Genomic DNA, 26,241 nt, shown 5'->3' with positions numbered 1-26,241 from the left:
AGGACATTATTATGAAAGACATGCTTCAATCACCAACGCGGCGCCAACTGCTCTCGATGATTGGTAAAACAGCGGGCGCGACCGCGATGTATCAGGCGATGACGACATTAGGATTTGCGTCAGAGTCGAGTTTTAAAGAGACCATGGATCTTAAAGGTGCACCTCCTGGCGCTAGTATCGTCATTCTTGGTGCGGGTCTTGGCGGGCTGACTGCAGCTTATGAGTTACGTAAAGCGGGTTACGATGTCAAAGTGCTCGAATATCAAAATCGTGGCGGCGGTCGTAGCTGGACACTGAACAGCGGTGATAAATATACCGAGCTTGGCGGCGAAGAAGTCACCTGTGATTTTGAAGAGGGCAATTATTTTAATGGTGGACCGTGGCGTCTGCCAAGCCATCATTATGCCGTCTTCCATTATTGCAAACAATTTGGCGTTGAAATGCAGCCCTTTATTCAAACCAATGATCGTGCTTATCTGCATCGAAGTACTCATTTCGACGGCGTGCCGCAGCGCTTGGGTGATGTGAAAAACGATATCCAAGGTCATGTCGCCGAGCTGCTATCGAAATCAGTTAACGTTGGTGGTCTTGATCGCTCGGTCAATACTGAGGACAAAGAAAAGCTATTAGAAGGTTTAAAAGGCTGGGGGGTGTTGGATAAAGATTATCGTTACCGTGCCAGTAATGAGACCAGTAAACATCGCGGCTTTAGCGTGTTTCCGGGTGGTGGCTTGATGCCTGATGCGACGCCATCAAAACCGTTGCCGATTAGTGAGATACTAGATTCAGGTATGTGGGCAGATATTTATGGCAACCATATGACTTATGGTCATCAACCGACGATGTTTCAGCCAGTAGGTGGTATGGGGAAAATTGGTGATGCTTTCACCCGTGAATGCCGCGATATGATTGAGTTTAATGCAAAGGTCACTAAAATTCATCAAGATGACAGTGGCGTCACTGTCGATTATGTAGACAGCAACAGCCCAGATGGTGCCACCAAGACCATTCGTGCAGACTGGTGCGTGTGCAATATTCCATTAACTGTATTGACGCAGATGGATATCAATGTCTCAAAACCAATGAAGCAGGCGATGGCCGCCGTGCCTTATGAGACCTCTTATAAAGTTGGTCTAGAGTTCAACCGCCGCTTTTGGGAAGAAGATGAATGGATATTTGGTGGTCTGACTTATACCGATATGCCCATTGCGCAGATTGCTTATCCTTCACAAAATATGTTTAAAGATGGTACGGGCGTGCTACTCGGTGCGTATGGTTATGGTCCGACTTCTTATAAGTTTAATAGCTTAACGCCGCAAGAACGTATTAATGTTGCGCTTGCTTATGGTAAATACATCCATCCTCAATATCCAAAAGAATTCCGTGCAGGGACATCAGTTGTCTGGCACCGCATCCCATGGACGCTCGGCTGTTACGGTATTTGGAATGAGTCGACCCGTCGTCAGCATTACGACACCTTGTGCAGTATTGATAATCGTATTGTGCTGGCGGGCGAGCATTGCTCACATATTCCGGCATGGCAAGAAGGCGCTATTTTATCTGGTATGGATGCCGCAAAGCGCCTACATAAAAAAGCAAAAATGCTGGTTTAATAACGCTTGGGTTATATAAATAACTATAAGATTCAGAGGCTATCATGGACAATGCAATCGTGAAGAAGGCAATCGCGGAGAAAGTAATCTTGAAGAAAAAAGTCATGAAAAACATGACACTCAAACTGCTGACGCTGATACTGCTGAGTGGGGTAAGCAGTGCAGCACTGTTGGGCTGTAGTCAACAGCCAGATGATGAAGTGACGGTTTCCAGTGTACAAGATCAGGACTCCCTAACAACCAATGACTATCAAGCAAGCCGAAATACGGGTGCGTGGGGCGGCGTTTATATGAGCCGTGAGGAGCTTACTGCACCTGCTATCAATATTGTCGATGACAGCTCATTGCCCAACATGGAAGACGACCCAAGTATTACTGAATGGGACGCAAAGTTTGAAGGCACAAATGGCTTTGTGACGACAGATGGCAAAAAGCTGTATCACGACTCTTGTGCGGCTTGTCACATGCACAAAGGCGAGGGTGCTTACGGTGCAGGCTATTATCCGCCATTGGCGAATAACAGTAAGATGCAATCAAAGTATTACATCATCGATATCTTGATTAATGGCTTTCGTGGCATGCCCTCATTCCATGGAATGATGAACGATGCGCAGATGGCGGCGGTTACTCAATATGTGGTCAGTGACCTAAATGGTTTTACCGATACCGTGACTGCTGAAGATGTGGCAAAACTGCGGCATCCCAATCCATCAGCGGGTGATCCGAGTGATGATTAATCGTGTTTACTCTTTTGATCGATAATTGTCCAATACATGCTAGTCGCAAAATGATTTAACCGTGCTTCGCAATATAAAAAAGCGCCTAATTATTTATTAGGCGCTTTTTTATGAGCAAGACTTTATGAATTAAGAAAGAGGATTTATTTAGGACTAGATGACCAGACTGGTGAGCGAATAGTGCCTTGACCAGACTTACCAAACGACTCACCACCATTCAATGATTTGATGGTTAATACACCTTTGCCGCCTTGCTTTGAGGCGTAAACGACACGCTTACCATTAGGCGAAAAGCTTGGCGCTTCATCGATACCCGTATTGCCCAAGTTAGTAGTAACAGCGCCGCCGCTATTCATGATCGCCGCTGAGCGACCACTTAAAAAGGCAATTTGTGAGCCATCGTTACTAAATTGCGGGCTAGTGGCATAACCGCTACTTGATACCTTAGTCGTACGTCCTGAACCAAACTCATAACGATAAATCTGTGGTTTGTTAAATCCAGTTTTGTCTGATACAAAAACAAAGGATTTGCCATCAGGCGCATAACTTGGTTGCACTTCACTGCTTGGCCAATTGATAAGCCTTCTAGGTTGACCACCACTAGCACTCATCTCATAAATATCTGCACTACCTTCAAAGCTACTAGAGAATAATATCTTGCTGCCATCAGGAGAGAATGATGGACTGAGATTGCTGCCAGGGAAGGGCGTTAACGGGGTTGCACCGCCACCGCTTACACTTTGTACATAAATAACGGGATAAGATTTATCACGTTGTACGGAATAAGCAATGCGATTGCCATCTGGCGACCATGTTGGTGAAAAGATAGAACCGGTTACTTCAGTAATGGTTTTGGCATTTTCGCCATCGGCATCCATTACTTTTAAACGTGAGACTTTTTCTTTACCAGTACCAGTATCTTCAATATAAGCAATACGCCCTGAAAAGTCACCTGGCGTACCAGTAATTAGCTCATATACTTTATCAGCGATGACGTGACCAGCATAGCGCATGCTTTCTTTATTATTGTCAGCCGTTAAGCTTTGTTTGCCTTCGATTACTCTACCAGATTTAACGTCAATTACTTCGTAATCGGTTACTATTTTACCGCGATTGCTGCGGGTGCTGCCGACCACTAGATAAGGAATCCCCATGCTTTGCCATACTGGCAATGTGCCTGCCAGCTCGCTGCTACTGCGCGGCTGCTGTGGTAGATCTTTGCTAGTCACTTTTAGCTCTGTTTTGCTTAAATCATTTAGAATAATCGGCGATAATACAGAATCACCAGCAAAGGGTACAAACGCGACTTGGTTTTGTTGTCTTGGCGCGGTAACAGTCATATCAAGCACCATTGATTCAGCAGCATAAGCAGGCACTGATAACAAGGGAGTGATTAACAACAGGCTTGAAGTGGCACGAAGGATAGAATGTGTAGATAGCTTCATGAAGTAATATCCTAAAATAGAAATAATTGGTTCATCATACAGGCTTAATTATTATTTATAGTGAGATTAACTGTACAACGTTAGGTGTTTTTTATTGAACGTTAATTTTAATTATCAAGTCTTTAAAGTTTTCAGGTTTATTTAAGCCAATGGGTAATGGACTAGCAGATAGAGCAGCTTTTTCCACTGCCTGATTTACAGCAGGATTTGCACCTTGAGCCTTAACAGATAACACATTACCTTTTTCATCCAACTTAAAGTATAAAGTAGTTGTTGATTCTGGGGTAGCAGTGGGTAGAGTAATATTACGTTTAATTTTTTCTAATATAGCTGTTGTTACATGACTCTCATTACTTAAATCATTTTTTCTAGTAGTAATAGCGGCAAACAAGGCTTTTTGATCCATAAACTCATTTTTGACATTATGGCTTTCTGGTAATGTGCCAGCGATAGAGTAGCTAGATAGTAGAGAGAAAGATAGCAATAGCAGCAAAGTTGAGGTATTACGTAATATATGACACTTGCTTAAACTCATAAACCAGAACCTTAAGATAGTAGAAAATCATTAACGATATAGAATTAGAGGCTATACAAAATCAATTAATAGTAACGTTGATTGTCAAATTTGTAAAACTTTCAGGATTATCTAAATCAATTGGCAATGGGCTAGCAGCGCGTGCAGCTTGTTCAACTGCTTGGTTGACGACAGCATTTGGACCACTAGCCTTTGCAGATTTCACGTTGCCTCTGGTATCTAATTTGAGCGACAATGACGTGGTTAGACCCTGTGTTTCGATTGGGGTATCAAGTTTGCTTTGTATTTTACTTAATATAGCACTTTTGAACTCACCAGTAGAACGAGAGGTACTGCCACTACCACCATTAGATGTTGTTGAGTTGCCGTCTGCTTCTAGATCATATCTCTGACCTGCGCTACCAGAATCACCTGTATTAATCTTTAAATTTTTATCAGTCGCAGTCGGGCGTGTAATCTTTGGCGGGTTATTCTGTTTATTACGGAAATCGCCCAGCTGTTTTTGTTCTTCTATTAGCTGTTCTTTTTTGTTTTGCTCCACCTGACCATGCTCTTCTGTCACCGACTCATCTAATTGTGCTGCCCACTCTGCCATTCGACGTTCGTAGTCTTGGTTTTGCTCAAGTAAGCGTTGATGCTGATCTTCACTCATCAGCATTGGTTGACTGGCAGAATCGTTAGAGCGCGTAAAGACAGGTACACGCTGCGAGTTTGGCTGACTGGCGCTATCGCTAAAACTTTCTGATGATGAGGTGCTCGATGTACTGCTTGTGCTAGTTTCAGCTTGCATCGCGCTAGCTGCCGCTGCACGATTGGCAAGGATTTGACCTTGCATTTCAGCCAATTGCTCAGGGGAGACCATGACCGTCTCAATACTTTCCACAGTGTCGGTTTTAGTATGTTGATAAGTATAAACGAGTATCCCAATCACGAGACCATGTGCCAGCACGCTAAGTAGCGTAGGCAATGTTAGCCCATTGCCTTCAGGTTGGGTCGGTACATAAACGACAGGAGCATTATGCATGGTAAAGATACTCAAGGACGAGGTTCATCAAATTATCTACTTTATTATAGCAAGCTGAGCGAGGAATAGGATTTATTACAATGATGGTGTGGGCAAGGGTGCGCCTGTTAATAATCCCACCTTTTGAATGCCCGCTTTTTGTAAGGTGGCCATGAGTGTCATGATAGCGCCATATTGATTGTTTTGATCGGCATTAATCATCACTTGTACGGGCTGAGCGCCTACATTGCTGCTTTGGTTTTGCAGATTGGCGAGCGTATCAATCAATTCTGGCTCACTGATAGGCAAGTCAACATTATTCTCATAGCTGATAAAAATATCGCCACTATCGGTCAAGGACACAATGACGGGTAGTTGGCTTTGGCTCATGGTATTGGTTTGCTCTTTTGGCAAATCAACATCGACGCCCGTAATCAGCATGGGCGCTGTGACCATAAATATGACGAGCAGCACCAACATCACGTCGATATAAGGAACGACATTCATCTCCGCATTTAGCGCTTTTTTTTCACGGCGATAGGGACTCTGTTTCATGATTTCATAGTCCTTGTGCCTGATTGGCAGTAGATGTCGTTTCTCTCGTAGCGATATTGTCTCTACCAACAGTGCTTTCTGCACTGGTCTCGCGCTGGAGCATGCCCGTCATTTCATCACAAAATAAAGCACGTGAATCATAAAGGCGGCTTGATTTGGCGGTAAAGTAGTTATACGCCAGTACGGCAGGAATCGCTGCAAACAAGCCCATAGCGGTTGCGATTAGTGCTTCGGCAATACCAGGTGCGACAGACGCTAGGGTCGCTTGTTCCGTTTGTGACAATCCTAAAAAGGCGTTCATGATGCCCCAAACCGTACCGAACAATCCAACATAAGGCGCGACTGAGCCAATGCTCGCTAGCGTGGTCAGTCCTGATTCTAATAGTTGCTGCTGACGTCCTAAACCGACTCGTAGCTTGCGCTCAACACCATCGATGATGTCATCTTTGGGTTGGCGCTTTTTATGCATTCTTAAGTATTCAGAAAATCCCACATAAAATATTTGCTCAAGTCCTTGGCGTTCAGGTGAGCCTTGCACGCCTTGGTAAAGTTTGGCTAAGTCTTCACCTGACCAAAACCAAGTTTCAAACTGTTGATCGAAATTTTTGGCCGTACCAAGCCGCGCGCTCATACGAAAGATAATTACCCAACTGACTAAAGACGCCAATAACAATAATGCCATCACAATCTGCACCAAGAGACTGGCTTGGGTAATAAGGTCGATAATATTTAATGATTCAGGCATGTATGGGACTCATGGGTAATTAATAATAGCTGGTATGGCGCGACACGCAGACCAGATAGGATCTTTAATAACGAAAATATAATATGACAGTCATGATGCATATTGCTATCAGCCGCCTAGTGTACTGCTAAATGTCGAAAAGGTCATTTGTTAAAGTGTTAAATACCAAATAATTAACAGCTGTTTGTAGAATTCATAGTATCAGGTTAATTTATATGTGGATGTCTGAAATATTGTCTGGCTGTTACGTCTCAATTGACTGAAAAGGTGGGTTTGTACCCATAAGGCACTGGTAATGATTGAATTTGTACCGCAACTTCTCTAAAATGTTGCACCTTGTTACCGCTGTCTTTTGATAATGACGTCGCCATCCATTGGCTGACGTCATATTTATTTTAGGCATCAATAAATTTGTTCTTTCACTAGCAAGCTGGGCGCGACACTTATGAATGCAATTGAACGCTATTTTGGGATTAATGGTGAAAACACCACAGTCAAAACGGAAATCCTTGCCGGTATAACCACCTTTTTGACCATGGCTTATATCATCTTTGTCAACCCCAACGTATTGGCGGAAGCTGGTATGGATAAAGGGGCGGTATTTGTTGCCACCTGTTTAGCAGCGGCAATAGGCTGCTTTATTATGGGTATCTATGCCAGACTGCCGGTGGCACTCGCACCAGGTATGGGTTTGAACGCCTTTTTTACCTACGGCGTTGTATTGGGTATGGGCTACGCTTGGCAAACTGCGCTAGGTGCTGTTTTCTTATCGGGTTGCTTGTTTATCATTTTGAGTTTGTTTAAGATTCGTGAATGGGTTATCAATGCCATTCCAAACAGCCTTAAGCAGGGTATTGTGGCAGGTATTGGTGCTTTCTTAGCATTTATTGCGCTACAGAGCTCAGGTATCATTGTCGGTCGTGATGCGACATTGGTGATGCTGGGTGATATGACCTCATTTGCACCTATGATGGCTGCTTTGGGTTTCTTTATTATTATTGGTTTGGTCTATAAAAAAGTCCCAGGTGCCGTGACGATTGGTATCTTGGTTATCACCGTGATTAGCTTGTTGACAGGCCATACACAGTTTGCTGGCATCATGTCTGCGCCGCCATCTATAACACCAACATTGATGGAGCTTGATATTGCCGGTGCGTTTGACGTTGGTATGATCAGCGTTATTTTTGCCTTCTTATTCGTCGATTTATTTGATACGACAGGTAGCTTGGTTGGTATTGCCAATAAAGCGGGTTTAATTGATAAAGACGGCAATATTCCTAATATGGACAAAGCGCTACTGGCGGATTCTACTGCTACGGTCGCTGGTGCAATGTTGGGTACGTCATCGACCACCAGTTATATTGAGAGTGCTTCTGGAGTGGCATCAGGTGGTCGTACAGGTCTGATGGCAGTGACGGTTGGCGTATTATTTGTACTGAGTATTTTCTTTGCACCATTGGCTGGTATGATTCCTGCTTACGCCACAGCTGGCGCGATTTTCTATGTGTCGGTACTGATGTTATTTACCCTAAAAGAAATCAACTGGGAAGATTTGACAGAGGCGGCTCCTGTAGCGGTTGTTCTGTTATTGACCCCGCTGACGTACTCTATCGCTGATGGTATTGCGCTTGGTTTTATCACCTTTACCGCGGTAAAACTGATGACTGGTAAATTCTCTGAAATTACGATCCCAGTTTGGGTATTGACCGTTATTTTGCTGACCAAGTTGGTGGTTTTATAAGTTTTACTAGAATGCGCTGAGCGTTCGATATTACTTTACTGCTTTTGAGTTTTGTTACGTTAAATTCCTCTTTATTCGGAAACGATAAAGGGGTTTTTTTTGATTTAAAATGGCTCAAATTTCCCTAAATTTATTCAAGTGTTTGATTTAATAAAACAATTAATCGCCAATAGTAAATAGAAAAGTATAACCAGTGCGTCATAAGGGATAAAGTGCTGTTAACTGATTGTTTTTTAGAAATATATTAATTTGTGAAAATAAGCAATATCGTTAGTTTGAAAATTTTTTTCATGATATTATAGCCGAGTTAAGCGCATCACCTCAATCAACGCCGTAGAGGTTTTTCTTACAGTGAATTAGCAGCACCCCAGATGGCAGATTTTTTTGCTAAAGCGATTTTTTCGTTTTAATGTAGCGATATCTGATCATCACACTCCTTTCACTACAAACAAGAAGAAGGCACTAATGCCGCTTAGCTGTTCGTTGTTGCCTTTGTATTGTTAACGTAGCCCGTTTAACAGTCGAACGACCTACTTAACCGCTTCCAGCCTACGCTGGATTTTCTCGTTTTGTGATGGCGCCGTTTGGACTTTTGATTATTGTTATAAGTATCTATCGATAGCCATCATCTAAATGAATGATGGTGATGGCTAGTTATACCAGACGATCAGACTTCCTAAAGCACTATTTATGATGGTTTTTAAACGATAGTTATGGAGTTGTTATGAACCCAGTAGACCAGTTTACCCCGCAAGAGCCGATTTTGTTTAATCCTGTCGATTTACTATCGCCAGATTATATTGCCCAGTCGGCAGAAACTCTGCACGCCCGTATTTCGCCGTTGTATAGCGTTGATGAAGAGCGCTGGTTGTCCAAATTATTGCCACTTGCTAAACCCAGCACAGAAGAACGTGACGCCGCTGCTGAGCAAACGCGACAGCTGGTTGAACACGTACGTAATGATGGCAAAGCGGTCAAGATGGTCGACTCGTTACTGCTTGAGTATAGTCTTGATACCCAAGAAGGTATCTTGCTGATGAGCTTGGCAGAAGCTTTGATTCGAGTGCCAGACAATTATACTGCTGATGCCTTGATTCATGACAAAATGAGTGTAGCTGATTGGAAAAAGCACATCAAAAATGACAACGGTTTTATGGTCAATGCCTCGACATGGGGAATGATGATGACAGGTCGTGTCGTCAGTATTGATAGTAGCACCACAGCATCAGGCTTTTTGGATCGCATGACTAAAAAGATGGGCGAGCCTGTTATTCGTAGTGCCATGCAAAAAGCCATGCGTATCATGGGTCATCAGTTTGTATTGGGCGAGACCATCGAGGACGCCAATAAAAATAGCCAACCTTATCGTAATAAAGGCTATACCTATTCGTTTGATATGCTCGGTGAAGCGGCTATTGCGCATAAAGACGCTGAAAAATACTTCAATGACTACCTGCATGCGATCAGAGCCACTGCCAGTATCAAAGTCAAAGAAGGCATGCCTAAGCCATCAGTATCTATCAAGCTGTCAGCATTGCACCCTCGCTATGAAGCCACGCAAGAAGCCCAAGTCATGGGTTTATTGCGTCAACGCTGCTTACTGCTCATCGAAGCGGCACGTGAAGTCAACGTTGACCTTAGTATCGATGCCGAAGAAGCCGACCGCCTTGAAATTTCTTTAAAACTGTTTGAGTCTTTGTACCGTGACAATTTGACGGCTGACTGGGATGGTCTTGGCTTGGTCGTGCAAGGTTATTCTAAGCGTGCCATCGCTATTTTAGTGTGGCTGGCTCGCCTATCGACTGAGGTGGGAGATCGTATTCCAGTACGTCTGGTAAAGGGTGCCTACTGGGATACTGAGATCAAGCTTGCCCAGCAAAAAGGTCTGTCAGGCTATCCTGTCTGGACACGCAAAGAAGGCACAGATACTGCTTACCTTGCCTGTGCGCGCTTCTTATTGTCAGATCATCTGCGAGGCTTGATTTGGCCACAGTTTGCGACACACAATGCGCACACCCTAGCGTCAATTATGACCATGAGTAAGCATAGAGACTTTGAGTTTCAGCGTTTGCACGGCATGGGTGATGCGCTTTATGATCATATCTTACAAGCGTATCAAATTCCGGTACGTATCTATGCCCCAGTTGGCGCGCATAAAGATTTGCTGCCGTACTTGGTACGTCGTTTGTTAGAGAACGGTGCCAACAGCTCGTTTGTCCATCAGCTACTAGACAAGTCTTATCCGATTGAAAAGCTGACAGTACATCCTTATGACAAGCTACTGGCCAATGCGACGTTGCACAATCCAGAGATTCCGTTGCCGTTAGAGATTTATGGTGCGCGCCGTGCCAGTTTTGGCCCTAATATATTCGTAGAGTCACAATGGCTGCCCTTTAAATCTGCTATCGATAGCCATTTGCATAAAACTTGGTCAGCGACGTCCATCGTCAATGGCAAAGCAGTTGATGAATATGAAGTAGAGGGCGTAACGCATAAGCTTGAGACTCAAACCGTACATGCACCTTGGAACCACGAAGTAAGTGCTGGTGAAGTCACTTATGCCAATGCTGAAATAGCTGGTCAAGCGATCGATGCGGCAGTGGCAGGGCAAAGTGTCTGGCAAGCAGTATCAGCTACTAAGCGTGCTGAAGTATTGCGTAAGATAGCTGATCTCTATGAAGAAAACTATGCTGAGTTAATGGCGCTATGCCAAATCGAAGCGGGTAAAACCCTTCAAGACGGTATTGATGAAATCAAAGAAGCGGTTGATTTCTGCCGTTTTTATGCCGATGAAGCAGAGCGTTTAGACGACGTCGTGCATGAGTTTACCGATTTGGCTGGCAAGCAATCTCGTCAAGTTTATAAAGCACGTGGCACCTTTGTCTGTATTAGCCCATGGAACTTTCCATTGGCTATCTATACTGGTCAAATCGTAGCGGCGCTAGCAGCAGGTAATACGGTGGTGGCGAAACCTGCCGAACAAACCAGCTTGATTGCCCATTTTGGTGCTCAGCTAATGTACCAAGCAGGCGTACCAACACAAGCCTTACAGTTAGTGATCGGTGCTGGCGATGTTGGTGGTGCATTGACAGCGGCTGACAATATAGCAGGTGTGATATTTACGGGTTCAACCCAAACGGCTCAACGTATTAATCAAAGCTTAAATGATCATGCACAAGCCAGTGGTGAGTTACCTGTCTTTATCGCCGAAACTGGTGGTCAGAATGCTATGATTGTCGATTCAACGGCATTGCCAGAACAAGTGGTTAGAGACGCTGTTTTATCTGCATTTGGTTCAGCAGGTCAGCGTTGCTCAGCTTGTCGTATATTGTGCGTGCAAGAAGAAATGGCTGATAATTTAATTGAGCTATTACAAGGTAATATGGCTGAGCTATCGGTCGGCAATCCTTTATATGCTGCTACAGATGTGGGTCCAGTGATTGATGCGGATGCCAAACGTAGTCTTGAAGCGCATATCGAGCGTATGGACGCTGAGCCAACGGCGACTATCTTGGCACAGACGCCAATGAGTTCAAGCTCAGTTGTCAGTCAAGAACAGTCTACCTTTGTATTGCCAACAGCGATCGAAGTAAAAAGTATCGACGTGATCGGTGGTGAGCATTTTGGTCCAATTTTGCACGTACTGCGTTATCAAGCACGTGATCTGAATAAGCTGATTGATGCCATCAACGCGACAGGCTTTGGTTTGACCTTGGGTATTCATAGTCGTATCGAAAATACCGTTGAGCACATCGAGCGCCGTGCGTTTGTAGGTAATACTTATATCAACCGCAACCAAATCGGTGCCGTCGTAAACGTACAACCATTCGGTGGTTGTGGTCTGTCTGGTACGGGTCCTAAAGCTGGTGGCCCGCATTATGTCGCACGTTTGATGCAGCTTAGCTCAGAGTCAAATAGCAGCAACCGGACGACTGCTAATACTACTACCCAAACCACCACTCAAACAGAACTCGCATAAGGAGTAGCAACATGGCGACTGAATTCAAAAAAAATCATGCCCAGGTTTGTGAATCTTGGCGATTACTTGGCGCAGTGAATCGCGCAACATATCTGCAAGCGGCTATTCCAAAGTTGGCGCTGCTGACTGGTGATGCCAATAAAGCAAAGCGTTTGTTCAATCATCTATTGAGTGCCGCGCCTAGCTTGGATGAGGTGCATCGCATGACTGGTGCAACTGGTGAATCCAACGATCTATATGTCACTGGTCGTGGTAAGACGATGGTTGTTGGTGGTGAATCTGCTAGAGCAATGGCGGTATTGGGACAGCTGGTAGCAGCACTATTGACAGGTAATGAAGTCATCCTGCATTGCCCAAGCCAAGATGAGATGTGCAATGAAGCTGCCAAGATACTATATGATACAGGTATCAGCGAAGATGTATTGAGTGTGGCGAATGACTCGCAAACCGTTACGCTTTTATATATCGATCGTCTGGCACAGGTTGCAGTCTCTGGTAATCGAAGCGAAGTGCAGGCTATCAGCCAAGAGCTTGCCAATACAGACGGTATCTTAACGCAAGTCATTAGTGTCACCGATATGGAAGGCTTGTTAGAGATGCTAACGCCTGATTATTTGCATCGTTTTGTCACTGAGCGTGTAAAAACAATCAATACCACAGCGATCGGTGGTAATGCTAGCTTGCTTGAACTTGGTACAGAATAACCGTATTAATTACAAACCCGCTTGGCTTTTATATCCGTTTTGATAAGTGCTAAGCAGTGATTGGTATAGCTATAAATACCAAATACGATTTATAAGAAAAAACCGCTATCTGAATAATTGTCAGATAGCGGTTTTTTTTATTTGCGTTATTTGATTAATGTCTGATTAATAGATATTATTCAGCAATATCAATCCACACCCAGCCGTTCTCTAGCCATTCGCTCAAATCATCTGCATCGACATCGGTGACATCTTGACTATTTAGGTGTTCGCCATTAGCCAAACGCACCAATACCGCTACTGTTGTATCATCAAGCCCGTCAATGCGCTGACCATTGGCATATAGCACAATGCCATCATTAGTCTGGCTATAGAGCAAACGATTGCTATAATCCGCTTGCAAGGTGGCACCTTCTGCTAGAGCTTGCATGAGCTCATCCGTATCTAGTGTATCCTCTGGCATCAGCGCATCATACTGGCGTTTGCTGACGACTTCAGAAACTGCTTGACGAATGATATCATCACCACGCTCAGACTGTAGCATTTGTAATAGCTGATCTTTGATCGCATTGATGCTGCTCGCTTGCAATTCACCTGACGCTTGCAGCGCTTGTGGCAACAGCATTGGGATAAATAAATCGCTATCGTTGGTGGCGATATCAGCTAAGTTGTCGATGATTTGCATCAAGTTGGGACGACGGCAGCCAAATGAAAAGGTTAAGCAATCGTCTTGTGCCACACCAAAATGCGACAGCTTCGGCGGTACGTAAAGTACGTCACCGGCTTCTAATATTTCATCAAAAATAATCTCACCCATGTCATCAAAGAGGCGAATCGGCTCATCGGCGACAAACTCGGTATTTTTATCACAGAATTTGCCCAGTTGCCAACGTCTAGACCCAAACCCTTGCGCTAAAAACACATCATAATCATCATAGTGTTTGCCGACTGAACCACCTTTTGGCGCATAAGAAACCATGATGTCATCACGTTGCCATTGTGGAATAAAGTCAAAGGCTTGCCACAATTGACCAAGCTCAGGCGACCACTGTTCCATATTCTGCACCAATACCGTCCATTGCTCAGGTAAGTTATCGAAATCAGTTTCAGTCAATGGGCTTTTTTTAAGTTGCCACTGCGCCTGACCTTCTTTTTTACTTGCTGCTTGAGTTAGTAAGCGCGCCGAGGCGTCTTCTTCTAGGGCTAGACCAAGCATGTCGTCAGGCTCAAACATGCCAATTAGCTGTGGTAAGCCTTGTTTAATTAAGAGTGGCTTTTTTTGCCAGTATTCGCTTAAAAATTGCTCAGGCGTGATAGAGTCGGGTAAACAAAGCGGTATAGAAGTCATGGGTAGATCCGTGTGTTTAAGTAGAAAGGATATCAAAGTAGACAGAATATAAAACTAGAACAGTGCTTTATAGCTGACATATATTGGTTTATGATTAACGTCTAGCTGATGGTCAAAATATAGCCATCAGTGCCTCTCATTATCCGTAGGAAATTTATGAAAAAATTACAGTTTATCGTTATTATCGCCAGTATGTTTATGCTGCAAGCTTGTGTGCATAAAATCGTCACCGTACCTGTAAAAGTCGCCTACAAAACCACTAAAGGTGTCGTTAAAGGCACTGTTGCTGTTACCAAAGCGATCATACCGGGTGATAGCAGTGATAAAAAAGATGAAGACGATAAAGAATAAAACCTCACCCATTAACTATGTATTTAAAAAAATCATAGTGTTTAGAGTAAGGTTTTTTTAAAAAGATATAAATGAATGCTCGTTTATATCTTTTTTACATTTCATAAAGATAAGCGCGTTGCCAGTTAAATCTTAGCAATCCACTCTTTAATCGTGCGCGCTTGCTCCGCCGCATTACCGATATAAGTGGCTGGTATCATCTCACGTAGGCGCGCTTTATCCGCATCGCTCACCGCAGATAGCTCATCACTTTCAACGAATGTTAGCATGGCTTCGCGAGTCATGGCGTTACCACGAGTCAGCGCTTTAAGCTTCTCATATGGGTTTTCAACACGATAGCGACGCATAACCGTTTGAATCGGCTCTGCCAATACTTCTTGTGCATTATCTAAGTCATCATTCAAACGCTGGGCATTCAATTCAAGTTTGCTGACACCTTTTAAACAAGCATCATAAGCAATCATACTTTGCGCCAGACCAACACCGATATTACGAAGTACGGTAGAGTCTGATAAATCACGCTGCATACGCGAAATAGGCAGTTTTTCACCCAAATGAGCCAGCATCGCGTTCGCAACGCCCAAGTTACCTTCAGAGTTTTCAAAATCAATCGGGTTGACTTTATGCGGCATGGTAGAAGAACCAACTTCACCATCTTTTAGGCGCTGTTTAAAATAGCCTAAGCTAATATATTGCCAAATATCACGGTTAAAATCGATTAGAATGGTATTAAAACGTTTGACAGCATCAAATAGCTCAGCGATATAATCATGTGGCTCAATTTGCGTGGTATAAGGGTTAAAAGTCAGCTCAAGGCTTTCATCAATGAAGCGTTCTGCATGTGCTTGCCAATCAACATCAGGATATGAAGCGTAATGAGCGTTATAGTTACCAACCGCGCCATTGATTTTACCCAATAGCTCTACTTGATTCACTTGCTTAATTTGACGGGCTAGGCGATAAGCGACGTTTGCCATTTCTTTACCAAGCGTCGTTGGGCTAGCGGTTTGACCATGGGTGCGTGATAGCATGGGTTGGTCGGCATGAGCAATCGCCAAATTCACGATGCTATCAGTCAATTGCTGCATTTTCGCAACCACAATCTCGCGGCTGTCTTTTAGCATTAACGCATAAGACAAGTTGTTGATATCTTCACTAGTACACGCAAAATGAATAAATTCTAATGAATCCTCAAGCGCTGCCTGACCACGGAACTTGTCTTTGATGAAGTACTCGACTGCTTTTACATCATGATTGGTCGTCGCTTCGATGTCTTTGATGGCTTGGGCATCTGCTTCACTAAAGTCATCAACGATACTGTTTAAAAAGGCATTGGTATCGGTATCAAATGCTGCCAATTCACCAATCGCATTGTTATCTGCCAATGACTGTAACCAGCGAATCTCGACAGTGACGCGGGCTTTAATGAGACCAAATTCTGATAAATAAGGACGCAAGCTGTCAGCTTTGGAGGCGTAACGACCATCGATTGGGGAGAGTGCGGTAAGTAAGTTCATAATAATGCCTTTAAATTAAAAAAGTAAAAGTGATGAAAACTGTGAAATCCCACAAATGAACACATCATATAAGACTGTGGTCAAAAAAATACGGGTAGTGTAGCAAATGTAGCCGTTGATAAAATCAAAATATGCATATAACGCGATTATTAAGGGGTATCGGGTGTATTAGAGTGTGTCGAGCCATACTTAGTATTAAAGTAAAAACTACGTTTTGTCCTTGGATCTAAAATTGAGGTTACCGTTTTGACAGTACCGTTATTGCCGATAGCGACACTGTCTGCGGCCTATTCGCTTGCTTGGTGGATTGGATTCGCAAGTTTTGACGTCACTATCGCGCCATTTACATTTCTTTCTTGCAAGACGTCTTGTAGAACAAAGTGATTGATACTAAGGTTGGCTCGATTGGTCGCAGTAATTTTGTAGGCAATACATTGTCCTGGAGTTACTTCAGATAGGGCGGCTTTACTATAGGCAAGCTGGTTTTCTAGATTTGGTAACAATGAGGCGATTTTGCAATCGTTAAGTGCTTGTTCTTTTTCAAGGACTAAAGCTACGTTTTTATCAATCACTCTGCCAAAGTTATTATTTTCATAGTTATACTTGTTAGTAGTCAAGGAAATAACCGTTTTTTCATTAGTAGTACGAATGGGATAAGTGCTACCACTATTTTCTTCAATCAGGCAGACAGTACTTTTGCCAGTTAGAGAAGCGATAGGTATTTTAATCTCATATTTACCGACAATATTAGTAGGAGTATTGATAGTTTCAAGAGGAGCATTGGTTGTACAGTCAACCAGCTTGACTGTGCTACCTGCAATACCACTTTCAGCAGAGTCAAAAGTACCATTGAAGAAGTTGGTATTGTTATATATACCGCTGTCTATCGTAGCGTTATCTTTTTTGACATTGATGTCGCTATCATTTATACCGCCATTATCATTGAATACAGTGCCTGAAAAGACGTAATTCAACGGTTCACTTTCTACCCCAAAGCTGATCCATTCGTTATAGGTTTCTCCAACCACATCCGCTTCAATAGCACTATTACCTCTCATGATGCCTTCGTAAGTTAAGATGATAGTCTTGGCATTCTTAACCGCAAGAACATAGTTGCTGTCCGCATTAGCGATACCATAGCTGACGTAGCTGCTATTATTAGCTATGATGTCATTTACGTTCAATGCCCGATAAGTCGTCTGATTATTGGGACTGGTAGAGGTTTCTTTTAGAATATTGGTAAAAGTAGGCATAGGGGGCAAGGTGCCTCTTTTTTGACCAGAAGCAAAAGATACTTGTCCACTACTATTGGTAGTAGGCGTAAACGAGCTACTATTACCACTACCGTTAAGCGCAGTGATCCCGTAATAATATAAGCCGCTATCCCCACCATTTGAGCTATCGAAGCGTAGCTGTGGCAAGGTAACCGTATTGTTAGAGCTAAAGCTATTTCCAGCCAGTTTTTTACCTATAAAATAATCACCCATGGCATTATAAAAATAGGGGATGTTTGGATTATTTCTGATAGTAGCTTGCGCAGGTGTACTAATTTGACTATTTTGGGTAAAGCTTAATGTTTGACGTGCAATCTCTGAGTTGCCACCCACTGAATAACTGGCTTGCCCAATTTTTATGGTATGTATAGAGGCGTTATCATTAGGCGTAATAGTAAAAGTGTACTTAAATTTATCTCTATCAATACTAGTATTAGAATCATTCCTGATCTCAATACCATTGGTACGCGTACCACTAGATGGTGTTATCTCAGCATTACTGCTATAACCAATATTTTCATTGCGAACCAAAGTAAAACGACCAGTAGCACCAGAACCTGCTGCTACATATGTGCCAGAAGCACTACCAGCCGAAGCATCAGAGCTGGTAACCGTAATACTCCCCATCTCTGCTGGTGCTGACTGTGCACTAAATGACGCAGCAATGAAAGTAAGCGTAAGACCTCGCTTCAGCCATATCGAACAAGAAAATGAGATATTCAGCAAGGCGAAAAGGCGAGCGGTCATTCAGTATCCTAAAAAAAGACAAATCATTGTATTAATTAATGTTAAATGAGATGTCAAATCCCGCAAGGCGCGTCAATAGAGGCAATGACACCGCCGCCCAAACAAACCTCATCGATATAAAATACTGCTGATTGACCTGGCGTCACTGCCCGTTGCGGCGCATCAAATATCACTCGTACTTCTAAACCTTTATCATCAACAGCAAACACTCGGCACGCTTGGTCTGGCTGACGGTAGCGCGATTTTGCCATACAACGTAAGCCATCTTCGCTAAATATATCTGCAGGCGGTAAACCATCGACCCAATCGAGCTTATAAGCTTGCAGCTCATTACTCAGCATCATGGGATGCTCATGACCTTGTCCAACGATCAAACGGTTGTTATCCAAGTCTTTTGCCAATACAAACCAAGGCTCTTCTGGGCGATCTTTGACACCGCCAATACCAATACCACCACGCTGACCTAAGGTATAATACATTAGCCCGTCATGCGTACCAATAGTATGACCATCGTCAGTGACGATATCGCCTTTTTGGGCAGGCAAGTACTGTTGTAAAAAGTCTTTAAAACGGCGCTCACCAATAAAGCAAATACCCGTTGAATCTTTTTTATTGGCAGTAATAAGATCATGTTCTTCAGCGATTTGACGAACCACTGGTTTTTCAAGCTCACCGACTGGGAACAGTGTCTTAGCGATTTTATCGCCGCCAACCGCATGTAAAAAGTAACTTTGGTCTTTATTGTTATCAAGCCCGCGTAATAGCTGCGCAACCTCAGTGCCATTAGCATTCGTATAGTTCATACTACGGCGCGTGTAGTGACCGGTGGCGATATAATCTGCACCCAGCGTCAAAGCATAGTCTAAAAACGCTTTAAACTTGATTTCTTTGTTGCACAAAATATCTGGATTGGGCGTGCGTCCTGCTTTGTATTCCGCTAAAAAATGCTCAAAAACCCGATCCCAATATTCCATGGCGAAATTGGCCGTATGTAGCTTCATACCGATTTTGTCACATACCGCTTGTGCGTCCGCTAAATCATCCATTGCCGTACAGTATTCGGTGCCGTCATCTTCTTCCCAGTTCTTCATAAACAGACCTTCGACTTTAAAGCCTGCTTGCTGAAGTAAAACGGCTGATACAGAAGAATCGACGCCACCTGACATACCGACAATCACGTGTTTGGCGCTAGGATTCTCGATATCGGCAAGTGTTAATGGACGATGAGGCGTAAAAGACTCAGAAACGGCTATGCTTGAGGTATCTTGTATGGCTGACATAAAGTGGCTCAACTATTTGTACGTTCTCCAAAATAGATATTGACGCCAAAAATTATGCCATTGCTACAATAGGTAGTCTTAGCAGAACGACGTCAGCTTATCTTTTGGATCTGGTATTATGATAAAATAAATGTCATATTATACCAGTTAATTGAAACTGGTGGCGACCGATGGTGTCTAGGCATTAGTAAAATCGCTTTAGAAATTTAGATGGTGGTTTTGAATTATTTTAATCACGTTTCACTCATCTTGGAATAATAATGATAAAAATTGGTCAAGGTATCGACGTTCACGCTTTTCACAATAATGGTCAGCAGCAGCAATATGTGGTGCTAGCAGGTGTGCCTATTGAACACACGCACAGTTTGCTGGCACACTCTGATGGAGATGTGGTGCTGCATGCGCTTGCCGATGCACTGCTTGGCGCATTGGCGCTTGGCGATATCGGTCAGCATTTTCCTGATACAGATGCTGCCCATGCAGGTTTGGACTCGCGGGTGCTGCTACGTTATGTCTACAGTAAAGTGCAAGAGGCTGGTTATAGTCTAGGCAACGCTGATATCACTGTGATGTGTGAGCGTCCAAAGCTGGCACCGCACAGTCAAGCCATGCGTGATAATATTGCCAGTGATTTGCAGACGGCGGTCAATAATATCAGCGTTAAAGCCACCACCACTGAAAAGTTAGGCTTTACCGGTCGGCAAGAGGGCATTATGGCCAATGCCGTGGTATTATTAGTCCCTAATGTTGTCGAATCTAGATAGCTTGGATCGGGTGTCATCGCTGCTTGAGCACTCCGAGTCATATTGACTTGGTCAGTTGCGCGTAGATTTTATATATGCAGATTTTATATATAGTCTATAGAGTTGTACTTGTAATACCGTGGCGCTTGCCCCATGTATCAGCCATCTCTTTTCTCAATCATTTTGTAATATTAATCACTGTTTTCAATGAACCGCTTTATCAATAGGAGCTTTTATGAGTGAGCAAACCCCAAATACTGCTGCAAACGACGTTGAACAATTGATCCGTGATCAAATCCGTGACAATAAAGTTATTATTTATATGAAAGGCACGCCGCAATTTCCGCAGTGTGGCTTTTCTGCTAAATCGATTGAAGTTCTTACTCAAATCGGTCGCCCATTTGCGTTTGTAAATATTTTAGAAAACCCAGAAATCCGTGCGACGTTACCTAAAGTGGCTAATTGGCCGACTTTTCCACAGTTGTGGATTGACGGCGAATTGATGGGCGGATCAGACATTATTTTGCAAATGTATCAATCAGGCGAGCTTAAGCCATTGGTTGAAGCAAACAGCCCTGCTGCATAATGCTGAAAACACTTATCTAAGCTTTTTTATTATCAAGCTGATAAGTTTTAACAATAAAAGCTCGAGCCAGTCCTTAGATGGGCGCTCGGGCTTTTATTGTTTTTGTCAGTATTGACCCCATATATGGCTCAACAGCAAGCATTATAAAAACATAAATAATGAGAGAGTATTATGAGCAATCAACCAATAGAACAACAAACACCTGAACCGGTAGCTGCTGAGCAAGCGGCAATCGAAAAACGCCGTGAGCATTTAAAAAATGAATCCACGCGCATCATTGAAATTGCTGGCAATGAGCCACATTCAGCCCTGAAATGTATTCATCAGCTTAGCGTGGCAGGCGGCGCAACAGAAGCCACTTATATTGCGATTGAGCAGCGTATCGTTGCGGATCAAGATTCTGCGGGCGCTTATCATTTGGCATTATTGGCACAGAATACGCCAGATTTACCCATCGATGCGCGTCAACTTATCGAGATGGTCGTTAATAAAGGTGATAACCACCAGCGTTTGGCATTGCTAAAAAACTTGCTGCTACCGCCAGTGGACATGATTAAAGAGCAAGTTCTGGCCAGTAATGATGGCGATGCCATTGGCTTGATGAATGCTTATTTGCAGATCAATCCAGAAGGTTATGGCAGTCAGCATATGCTGAGCAGTGGTCAATCAGATCAAATCGTACCGCTGAGCCCTGGTAACTAGGCGCTAATTATTAAGTTACTAGTTACTAAGTTTAAAAATGATGCTTAACACTTAATGTAAATAGTTTCTACTGCGGCATTTTTTAAGCATCAAAAAATTGTTATAATGATGGGTTAGTAATCCAATATCTAGCGGCTTTTCCAAGTCGTTAACTTTTTAAATCCGACTGACGTTTATTTGCTGATGACCATGCTATTTAGCCATAACATTCTGGTGATAATAGTTTTTGGCTAAAAGCGGCGTTATGAGTCAAGTGAGGCGTATATGCAATACCCAAAAAATTACGACGTGGTAGTGATCGGTGGCGGTCATGCTGGCACAGAAGCTGCTTTGGCAGCCGCACGTATGGGCGCGCAGACCTTGCTATTGACACATAATATTGAGACGCTTGGGCAAATGAGCTGTAATCCAGCAATTGGTGGTATCGGCAAATCCCATCTGGTGCGTGAGATTGATGCACTTGGTGGGGCGATGGCGCTAGCAACGGACAAATCGGGTATTCAGTTTCGAGTACTAAATAGCCGTAAAGGGGCGGCAGTTCGAGCTACGCGTGCGCAAGCAGATCGTATGCTGTATAAAGCCGCTATTCGCCATACGCTTGAGAATCAGCCAAATCTTGATATATTTCAACAAGCAGCTGATGATATCTTAGTCGAAAATGGTCGTGCGACGGCAGTGGTTACTGCAACGGGTATTATCTTTAATACGCAAACGGTGGTACTGACCTCAGGAACCTTCTTGGGCGGTGTGATTCATATTGGTCTCGAAAGCTCAAAAGGTGGTCGCGCAGGTGATCAACCTTCTATCAAGCTTGCTGATCGTTTGCGTGAGCTTAAGCTACCAGTCGGGCGTTTGAAAACAGGTACGCCCGCACGTATCGATGCGCGTAGCGTTGACTTTAGTGTGATGACCGTACAGCCGGGCGACACGCCGCTACCAGTGATGAGTTATATGGGTGATGTGTCTATGCATCCTGAGCAGGTCAATTGCTACATCACTCATACCAATGCGCGCACGCATGACATCATCCGTGAAAACCTCGATCGTTCGCCGATGTTCTCTGGCAAAATCGAAGGCGTGGGTCCCCGTTATTGCCCATCTATCGAAGACAAGATCCATCGCTTTGCGGATAAAGACAGCCATCAGATATTTATCGAGCCAGAAGGTCTAACCACACATGAGCTCTATCCAAATGGTATCTCAACGAGTCTGCCGTTTGATGTGCAGTTAGAGTTTATTCATAGTATGAAAGGCTTAGAAAACGCGCATATCACCCGTCCAGGCTACGCGATTGAGTATGATTATTTCGATCCACAAAATTTGAAACCAACGCTTGAGACCAAATCTATCGATCGCCTTTACTTCGCTGGACAAATCAATGGTACAACTGGCTACGAAGAGGCTGGCGTACAGGGTTTGCTAGCAGGTACTAATGCGGCATTGGTTACGACTAATAATAGTGAGTTTGAAACGTGGACACCGCGCCGTGTTGAAGCCTATCTTGGCGTACTCGTTGATGATTTGATTACCCATGGTACGACTGAGCCATATCGTATGTTTACGAGCCGCGCAGAATATCGTCTATTATTACGTGAAGACAATGCAGATCAACGCCTAACTGAAACAGGTCGTAAGCTTGGTCTAGTAGATGATGTGCGCTGGCAGGCTTATCTAGAAAAAATGGAAGCCATTGCCACAGAGACCTCACGTCTCAAAGATATGTGGGCAACCCCTGCTAACGCGCTAGGCAAAAAAGTCACAGAGCAAACGGGCGAGGTGCTGTCAAAAGAATCGACTGCTTTTGATTTGCTCAAGCGTCCGCAGATTCATTTTGCTGATATCGCTGCCATCACTGATTCGCAAGTCGATGCCCAAGTGGGTGAGCAGATAGAAATCTCTGTGAAGTACGCAGGCTATATTGATCGTCAGCAAGAAGACATTGATCAGATGAAGCGCCTAGAAAATACAGCGCTGCCACTGGACTTTGATTATAGCGTAGTATCAGGCTTATCAAATGAGATTGTACAGAAATTGACACAAGTACGTCCTGCTACGCTCGCCCAAGCTGGACGCGTGAGCGGTGTGACGCCTGCGGCCATTCAATTATTAGCTATGACGGTGAAAAAACAGAAAAAAGCGAAGGCTGCGCTAGATTCGTAATAGTAGTATAACTAGTATAACAAAAGCCCATAACGATATACTGTTATGGGCTTTTGTTTGTTTATAATACAGTTGCTGTTAAAAGAAAATAGAGCAGGTGCTTGTCTTACTTGCTATTTTGTCTCTATACTATAGTCAAGGAATTTTAGAATCGCTACAAGGCGACCGACCGCAGATAGTACACTGAGTACATCTAGGGCGGGTAACACCGTAGCGGTTTAAAAGTGCTCTGACTATAGGTTAGAAATTTTAATGATTACTTGTCAATTTATCTCGCTGATGTCCATATTATGATGGGCTTGTTAACGAACTGAGCCTATTTATGATTGATGCTATTGTCTTTGCTATTACCATTGTCTTGCCCAACCTTGCCTTAATGTGGTTGGGCTTTTTTATGCAGAGACGCGGTGAGGCGAGCCAGACTTTTATTGATCAAGCATCGAGCTTTGTCTTTAATTACTGTTTACCCTGTTTGCTTTTTTTTAGCGTCGTTGATAGTGATGTCGATTACAGCAAACAAATCACGCTGATAGTGGCTGGTATTCTGGTGACATTCATATTGTTTATAGGTGCAGAGATTTACGCCAAATATTTTGTGAGCAAACCGGCTGATCAAGGGGTGTTTGTACAAGGGATATTTCGGAGTAATATGGCGATTATTGGACTGGCAACGGTTGCTAATGCCTACGGAGAACGTGGCTTAAGCATCGGTGCTGTCTATATGGGTGTGGTGACGATACTGTTTAATATCTTAGCGGTTATCACTCTCAGCCGTGTGTCCAAAAGTGTGGATGATACTTGGCTCAGTCGCAGTACCATGATTATCAAAAAACTATTTACCAACCCACTGATTATCGCATTGGTAGCAGCATTTGCTTATAAGGCGTCACCGCTGCCGCCTATTACAGGTGTGATTCATACGACTGGTGATTTACTGGCCGCAGTGGCATTGCCCTTAGCATTGATTTGCGCCGGTGCCAGTATTGATTTGAAGTCGATGTTGCATCCTTCAGGGCTGTCCATGCAGGCGAGTATCGGACGTATTGTCGTTGCGCCATTGATTGCCATCGCTATTGGATTAGGATTTGGTCTATCAGGTGTGCATATGGGAGTGTTGTTTTTGATGGCAGCCTCACCAACAGCCGCCGCCAGCTATGTAATGGCAAAGGCCATGGGTGGCAATGATGTGTTAGCTGCTAATATTTTGGCTTTTACCACCGTGGTAGGTATGTTTGGAATGGCGATTGGTGCGGCAATATTACGCGGGTTAGGATTAATGTAGTAGCCGTTTGGCGTGATAAAACATGTTCTAATAATAAATGTATAAATAGGAGTACTCAAATTGCAATTACTAAACAAAGCAATCGTGACCGAACATCTCAATATGCAATCTGCCATTGGAGCGATAGAAGCATTGTTACATCAACAGGCAGCGCATCCCAATTGGATCAAAGCGCCTGAACGTTTGGTCATTGAAACTTTTAGTGAAGATGATGCCCATCGTTCAGGTTCGCATTTATCAATGCCTGCGACGATTTATGATGGTAAGAACGAGTATACCGCCGTAAAATTGGTCACCATTTGTCCTGATAATCCGAGCCGAAATTTACCAACCACAACGGCGATTATTATCGTGTCAAACAATGATACTGGTGAGATATTGGCAATTATGGATGGGGTTTATATTACCCAAGTGCGTACGGCAGCATTGTCAGGCATTGCGACCAAATATATGGCAAACGCTGACTGTCAAAGTGTGGCGGTGGTCGGTTGTGGTGGCATGGCTTATGAGCAATTACATGCGGTAATGACAGTACGTCCTGAGATTAAAATAGTATATTTATGGAATAGAAGCAGGGAAGGCGCTGAGATTTTTAAAGTGAAATTTACTCGTGAGTATCCGCAATGGGACGTTACTATAACGGTTTGCGAAAATATCAATGATGCTATCCGTGATGCAGATGTTATTAATGTCGCAACCCGCGCAACAGAAGGTTTGTTTGATCTCAACCATATTAAATCTAATGTACACATCAACGCAGTCGGCGCCTATCAGCCTTCAATGAAAGAGATAAGCAATGATGTCATTGCAAACAGTCGCATGGTCGTTGTCGATGATTTGGTTGGCAGTCTTCATGAAGCGGGCGATTTAATCCAAGCTCACGATAGTGTCGATTGTGCATGGACATGGGACGACCTCAGTGGTGACTTACAAGCGCTAGTCACAGGGGCGCTACAGGAAAAAACCGCTAAGTCTAATCATGGTGTTACGTTATTTAAATCGGTTGGTGCAGCCAGTTTTGATGCAGCAGTCGCTCTATATGTCGCACAACAAGCCGCACAAAAAAATCTTGGCTCGTCAGTTGAATGGTAATGCCATTTATAGTGACCGTACGTAAAGATTGCTGTATTTTTATTATGTAGCAAGCCAAAAAAAGCCCTCTTTCTAAATAAGAAAAGAGGGTTTTTTATATTG

21 protein-coding genes are annotated in these 26,241 nt (G+C 43.6%); 12 read left to right on the top strand and 9 right to left on the bottom strand.

What is annotated here, in order from left to right; genetic code table 11:
• Positions 1-11 precede the first annotated feature (11 nt).
• Positions 12-1,613 (top strand): flavin monoamine oxidase family protein, encoded by a 1,602-nt coding sequence (locus ACP7AE_RS01860; RefSeq protein WP_060490921.1) that lies wholly within the window; start codon positions 12-14, stop codon positions 1,611-1,613.
• 104 nt (positions 1,614-1,717) lie between these two features.
• Positions 1,718-2,350: a c-type cytochrome gene (locus ACP7AE_RS01855; protein WP_201539357.1), complete on the top strand. Its 633-nt coding sequence runs from the start codon at positions 1,718-1,720 to the stop codon at positions 2,348-2,350.
• Positions 2,351-2,493: 143 nt separating this feature from the next.
• On the opposite strand, the gene ACP7AE_RS01850 is transcribed toward ACP7AE_RS01855, so the two are convergent.
• From ACP7AE_RS01850 to tolQ, 5 genes are all read right to left on the bottom strand, one after another.
• Positions 2,494-3,795: a translocation protein TolB gene (locus ACP7AE_RS01850; RefSeq protein ID WP_426241150.1), complete on the bottom strand. Its 1,302-nt coding sequence runs from the start codon at positions 3,793-3,795 to the stop codon at positions 2,494-2,496.
• Positions 3,796-3,886: 91 nt separating this feature from the next.
• Positions 3,887-4,330 (bottom strand): cell envelope integrity protein TolA, encoded by a 444-nt coding sequence (locus ACP7AE_RS01845; RefSeq protein ID WP_109591349.1) that lies wholly within the window; start codon positions 4,328-4,330, stop codon positions 3,887-3,889.
• Positions 4,331-4,391: 61 nt separating this feature from the next.
• Complete coding sequence (locus tag ACP7AE_RS01840; protein ID WP_426241149.1) at positions 4,392-5,369, bottom strand: energy transducer TonB; 978 nt, start codon at positions 5,367-5,369, stop codon at positions 4,392-4,394.
• A 60-nt stretch (positions 5,370-5,429) separates the two neighbouring features.
• Positions 5,430-5,888 carry a protein TolR gene (gene tolR / locus ACP7AE_RS01835; RefSeq protein ID WP_426241148.1) on the bottom strand — a complete coding sequence of 153 codons (459 nt, stop codon included), beginning with the start codon at positions 5,886-5,888 and terminating at the stop codon, positions 5,430-5,432.
• A gap of 4 nt (positions 5,889-5,892) precedes the next feature.
• Positions 5,893-6,633: a protein TolQ gene (gene tolQ, locus ACP7AE_RS01830; protein ID WP_426241147.1), complete on the bottom strand. Its 741-nt coding sequence runs from the start codon at positions 6,631-6,633 to the stop codon at positions 5,893-5,895.
• A 445-nt stretch (positions 6,634-7,078) separates the two neighbouring features.
• Between tolQ and ACP7AE_RS01825 the strand changes: the two genes are divergently transcribed.
• From ACP7AE_RS01825 to ACP7AE_RS01815, 3 genes are all read left to right on the top strand, one after another.
• Positions 7,079-8,374, top strand: coding sequence for an NCS2 family permease (locus ACP7AE_RS01825; protein ID WP_055124161.1), 1,296 nt, complete (start codon positions 7,079-7,081; stop codon positions 8,372-8,374).
• 724 nt (positions 8,375-9,098) lie between these two features.
• On the top strand, positions 9,099-12,353 hold the full coding sequence (gene putA / locus ACP7AE_RS01820; protein ID WP_426241146.1) for a bifunctional proline dehydrogenase/L-glutamate gamma-semialdehyde dehydrogenase PutA: 3,255 nt from the start codon (positions 9,099-9,101) through the stop codon (positions 12,351-12,353).
• A gap of 11 nt (positions 12,354-12,364) precedes the next feature.
• Complete coding sequence (locus ACP7AE_RS01815) at positions 12,365-13,057, top strand: 1-pyrroline-5-carboxylate dehydrogenase (RefSeq protein WP_426241145.1); 693 nt, start codon at positions 12,365-12,367, stop codon at positions 13,055-13,057.
• A 175-nt stretch (positions 13,058-13,232) separates the two neighbouring features.
• On the opposite strand, the gene ACP7AE_RS01810 is transcribed toward ACP7AE_RS01815, so the two are convergent.
• Positions 13,233-14,405, bottom strand: coding sequence for a cupin domain-containing protein (locus ACP7AE_RS01810; RefSeq protein WP_201539329.1), 1,173 nt, complete (start codon positions 14,403-14,405; stop codon positions 13,233-13,235).
• Between the two features lie 156 nt (positions 14,406-14,561).
• Between ACP7AE_RS01810 and ACP7AE_RS01805 the strand changes: the two genes are divergently transcribed.
• Positions 14,562-14,756: an NF038104 family lipoprotein gene (locus ACP7AE_RS01805; protein WP_109591335.1), complete on the top strand. Its 195-nt coding sequence runs from the start codon at positions 14,562-14,564 to the stop codon at positions 14,754-14,756.
• A 125-nt stretch (positions 14,757-14,881) separates the two neighbouring features.
• On the opposite strand, the gene purB is transcribed toward ACP7AE_RS01805, so the two are convergent.
• From purB to mnmA, 3 genes are all read right to left on the bottom strand, one after another.
• Positions 14,882-16,273: an adenylosuccinate lyase gene (gene purB / locus ACP7AE_RS01800; protein WP_201539328.1), complete on the bottom strand. Its 1,392-nt coding sequence runs from the start codon at positions 16,271-16,273 to the stop codon at positions 14,882-14,884.
• Positions 16,274-16,560: 287 nt separating this feature from the next.
• A complete protein-coding gene (locus tag ACP7AE_RS01795; protein WP_426241144.1) occupies positions 16,561-18,294 on the bottom strand; it encodes a hypothetical protein in 1,734 nt (577 codons plus the stop codon).
• Positions 18,295-18,347: 53 nt separating this feature from the next.
• Positions 18,348-19,574: a tRNA 2-thiouridine(34) synthase MnmA gene (gene mnmA, locus ACP7AE_RS01790; protein ID WP_201539324.1), complete on the bottom strand. Its 1,227-nt coding sequence runs from the start codon at positions 19,572-19,574 to the stop codon at positions 18,348-18,350.
• Between the two features lie 260 nt (positions 19,575-19,834).
• On the opposite strand from mnmA, the gene ispF reads away from it, so the two are divergent.
• The 6 genes from ispF to ACP7AE_RS01760 all read left to right on the top strand — a co-directional run bounded on the left by ispF (position 19,835) and on the right by ACP7AE_RS01760 (position 26,139).
• Complete coding sequence (gene ispF, locus ACP7AE_RS01785; protein ID WP_045446213.1) at positions 19,835-20,338, top strand: 2-C-methyl-D-erythritol 2,4-cyclodiphosphate synthase; 504 nt, start codon at positions 19,835-19,837, stop codon at positions 20,336-20,338.
• A 214-nt stretch (positions 20,339-20,552) separates the two neighbouring features.
• Positions 20,553-20,903 (top strand): Grx4 family monothiol glutaredoxin, encoded by a 351-nt coding sequence (gene grxD / locus ACP7AE_RS01780; protein ID WP_045446215.1) that lies wholly within the window; start codon positions 20,553-20,555, stop codon positions 20,901-20,903.
• A 171-nt stretch (positions 20,904-21,074) separates the two neighbouring features.
• Complete coding sequence (locus tag ACP7AE_RS01775) at positions 21,075-21,605, top strand: hypothetical protein (protein ID WP_426241143.1); 531 nt, start codon at positions 21,075-21,077, stop codon at positions 21,603-21,605.
• A 264-nt stretch (positions 21,606-21,869) separates the two neighbouring features.
• Positions 21,870-23,765 (top strand): tRNA uridine-5-carboxymethylaminomethyl(34) synthesis enzyme MnmG, encoded by a 1,896-nt coding sequence (mnmG, locus tag ACP7AE_RS01770; RefSeq protein WP_426241142.1) that lies wholly within the window; start codon positions 21,870-21,872, stop codon positions 23,763-23,765.
• A gap of 322 nt (positions 23,766-24,087) precedes the next feature.
• Complete coding sequence (locus ACP7AE_RS01765) at positions 24,088-25,047, top strand: AEC family transporter (RefSeq protein ID WP_426241141.1); 960 nt, start codon at positions 24,088-24,090, stop codon at positions 25,045-25,047.
• Between the two features lie 60 nt (positions 25,048-25,107).
• The gene (locus ACP7AE_RS01760) at positions 25,108-26,139 is read left to right on the top strand and encodes an ornithine cyclodeaminase family protein (protein WP_426241140.1); all 1,032 of its coding nucleotides are present in this window, start codon (positions 25,108-25,110) and stop codon (positions 26,137-26,139) included.
• Positions 26,140-26,241: the final 102 nt, after the last annotated feature.

Origin of the sequence: Psychrobacter sp. TWP2-1-2 (genome assembly GCF_049896785.1) — a bacterium.
GTDB lineage: Bacteria > Pseudomonadota > Gammaproteobacteria > Pseudomonadales > Moraxellaceae > Psychrobacter.
This window is presented reverse-complemented; position numbering and strand designations above follow the sequence as displayed.

What these genes read in the sequence shown, in the direction of transcription:
- putA (WP_426241146.1), top strand. Translation starts at nt 9,099, where the DNA reads ATGAACCCAGTAGACCAGTTTACCCCGCAAGAGCCGATTTTGTTTAAT.
- ACP7AE_RS01805 (WP_109591335.1), top strand. Translation starts at nt 14,562, where the DNA reads ATGAAAAAATTACAGTTTATCGTTATTATCGCCAGTATGTTTATGCTG.
- mnmA (WP_201539324.1), bottom strand. Translation starts at nt 19,574, where the DNA reads ATGTCAGCCATACAAGATACCTCAAGCATAGCCGTTTCTGAGTCTTTT.
- tolQ (WP_426241147.1), bottom strand. Translation starts at nt 6,633, where the DNA reads ATGCCTGAATCATTAAATATTATCGACCTTATTACCCAAGCCAGTCTC.
- tolR (WP_426241148.1), bottom strand. Translation starts at nt 5,888, where the DNA reads ATGAAACAGAGTCCCTATCGCCGTGAAAAAAAAGCGCTAAATGCGGAG.
- ACP7AE_RS01825 (WP_055124161.1), top strand. Translation starts at nt 7,079, where the DNA reads ATGAATGCAATTGAACGCTATTTTGGGATTAATGGTGAAAACACCACA.
- ACP7AE_RS01765 (WP_426241141.1), top strand. Translation starts at nt 24,088, where the DNA reads ATGATTGATGCTATTGTCTTTGCTATTACCATTGTCTTGCCCAACCTT.
- ACP7AE_RS01795 (WP_426241144.1), bottom strand. Translation starts at nt 18,294, where the DNA reads ATGACCGCTCGCCTTTTCGCCTTGCTGAATATCTCATTTTCTTGTTCG.
- ACP7AE_RS01860 (WP_060490921.1), top strand. Translation starts at nt 12, where the DNA reads ATGAAAGACATGCTTCAATCACCAACGCGGCGCCAACTGCTCTCGATG.
- ACP7AE_RS01810 (WP_201539329.1), bottom strand. Translation starts at nt 14,405, where the DNA reads ATGACTTCTATACCGCTTTGTTTACCCGACTCTATCACGCCTGAGCAA.
- ACP7AE_RS01855 (WP_201539357.1), top strand. Translation starts at nt 1,718, where the DNA reads ATGAAAAACATGACACTCAAACTGCTGACGCTGATACTGCTGAGTGGG.
- grxD (WP_045446215.1), top strand. Translation starts at nt 20,553, where the DNA reads ATGAGTGAGCAAACCCCAAATACTGCTGCAAACGACGTTGAACAATTG.
- ACP7AE_RS01850 (WP_426241150.1), bottom strand. Translation starts at nt 3,795, where the DNA reads ATGAAGCTATCTACACATTCTATCCTTCGTGCCACTTCAAGCCTGTTG.
- ACP7AE_RS01775 (WP_426241143.1), top strand. Translation starts at nt 21,075, where the DNA reads ATGAGCAATCAACCAATAGAACAACAAACACCTGAACCGGTAGCTGCT.
- ispF (WP_045446213.1), top strand. Translation starts at nt 19,835, where the DNA reads ATGATAAAAATTGGTCAAGGTATCGACGTTCACGCTTTTCACAATAAT.
- ACP7AE_RS01845 (WP_109591349.1), bottom strand. Translation starts at nt 4,330, where the DNA reads ATGAGTTTAAGCAAGTGTCATATATTACGTAATACCTCAACTTTGCTG.
- ACP7AE_RS01815 (WP_426241145.1), top strand. Translation starts at nt 12,365, where the DNA reads ATGGCGACTGAATTCAAAAAAAATCATGCCCAGGTTTGTGAATCTTGG.
- mnmG (WP_426241142.1), top strand. Translation starts at nt 21,870, where the DNA reads ATGCAATACCCAAAAAATTACGACGTGGTAGTGATCGGTGGCGGTCAT.
- purB (WP_201539328.1), bottom strand. Translation starts at nt 16,273, where the DNA reads ATGAACTTACTTACCGCACTCTCCCCAATCGATGGTCGTTACGCCTCC.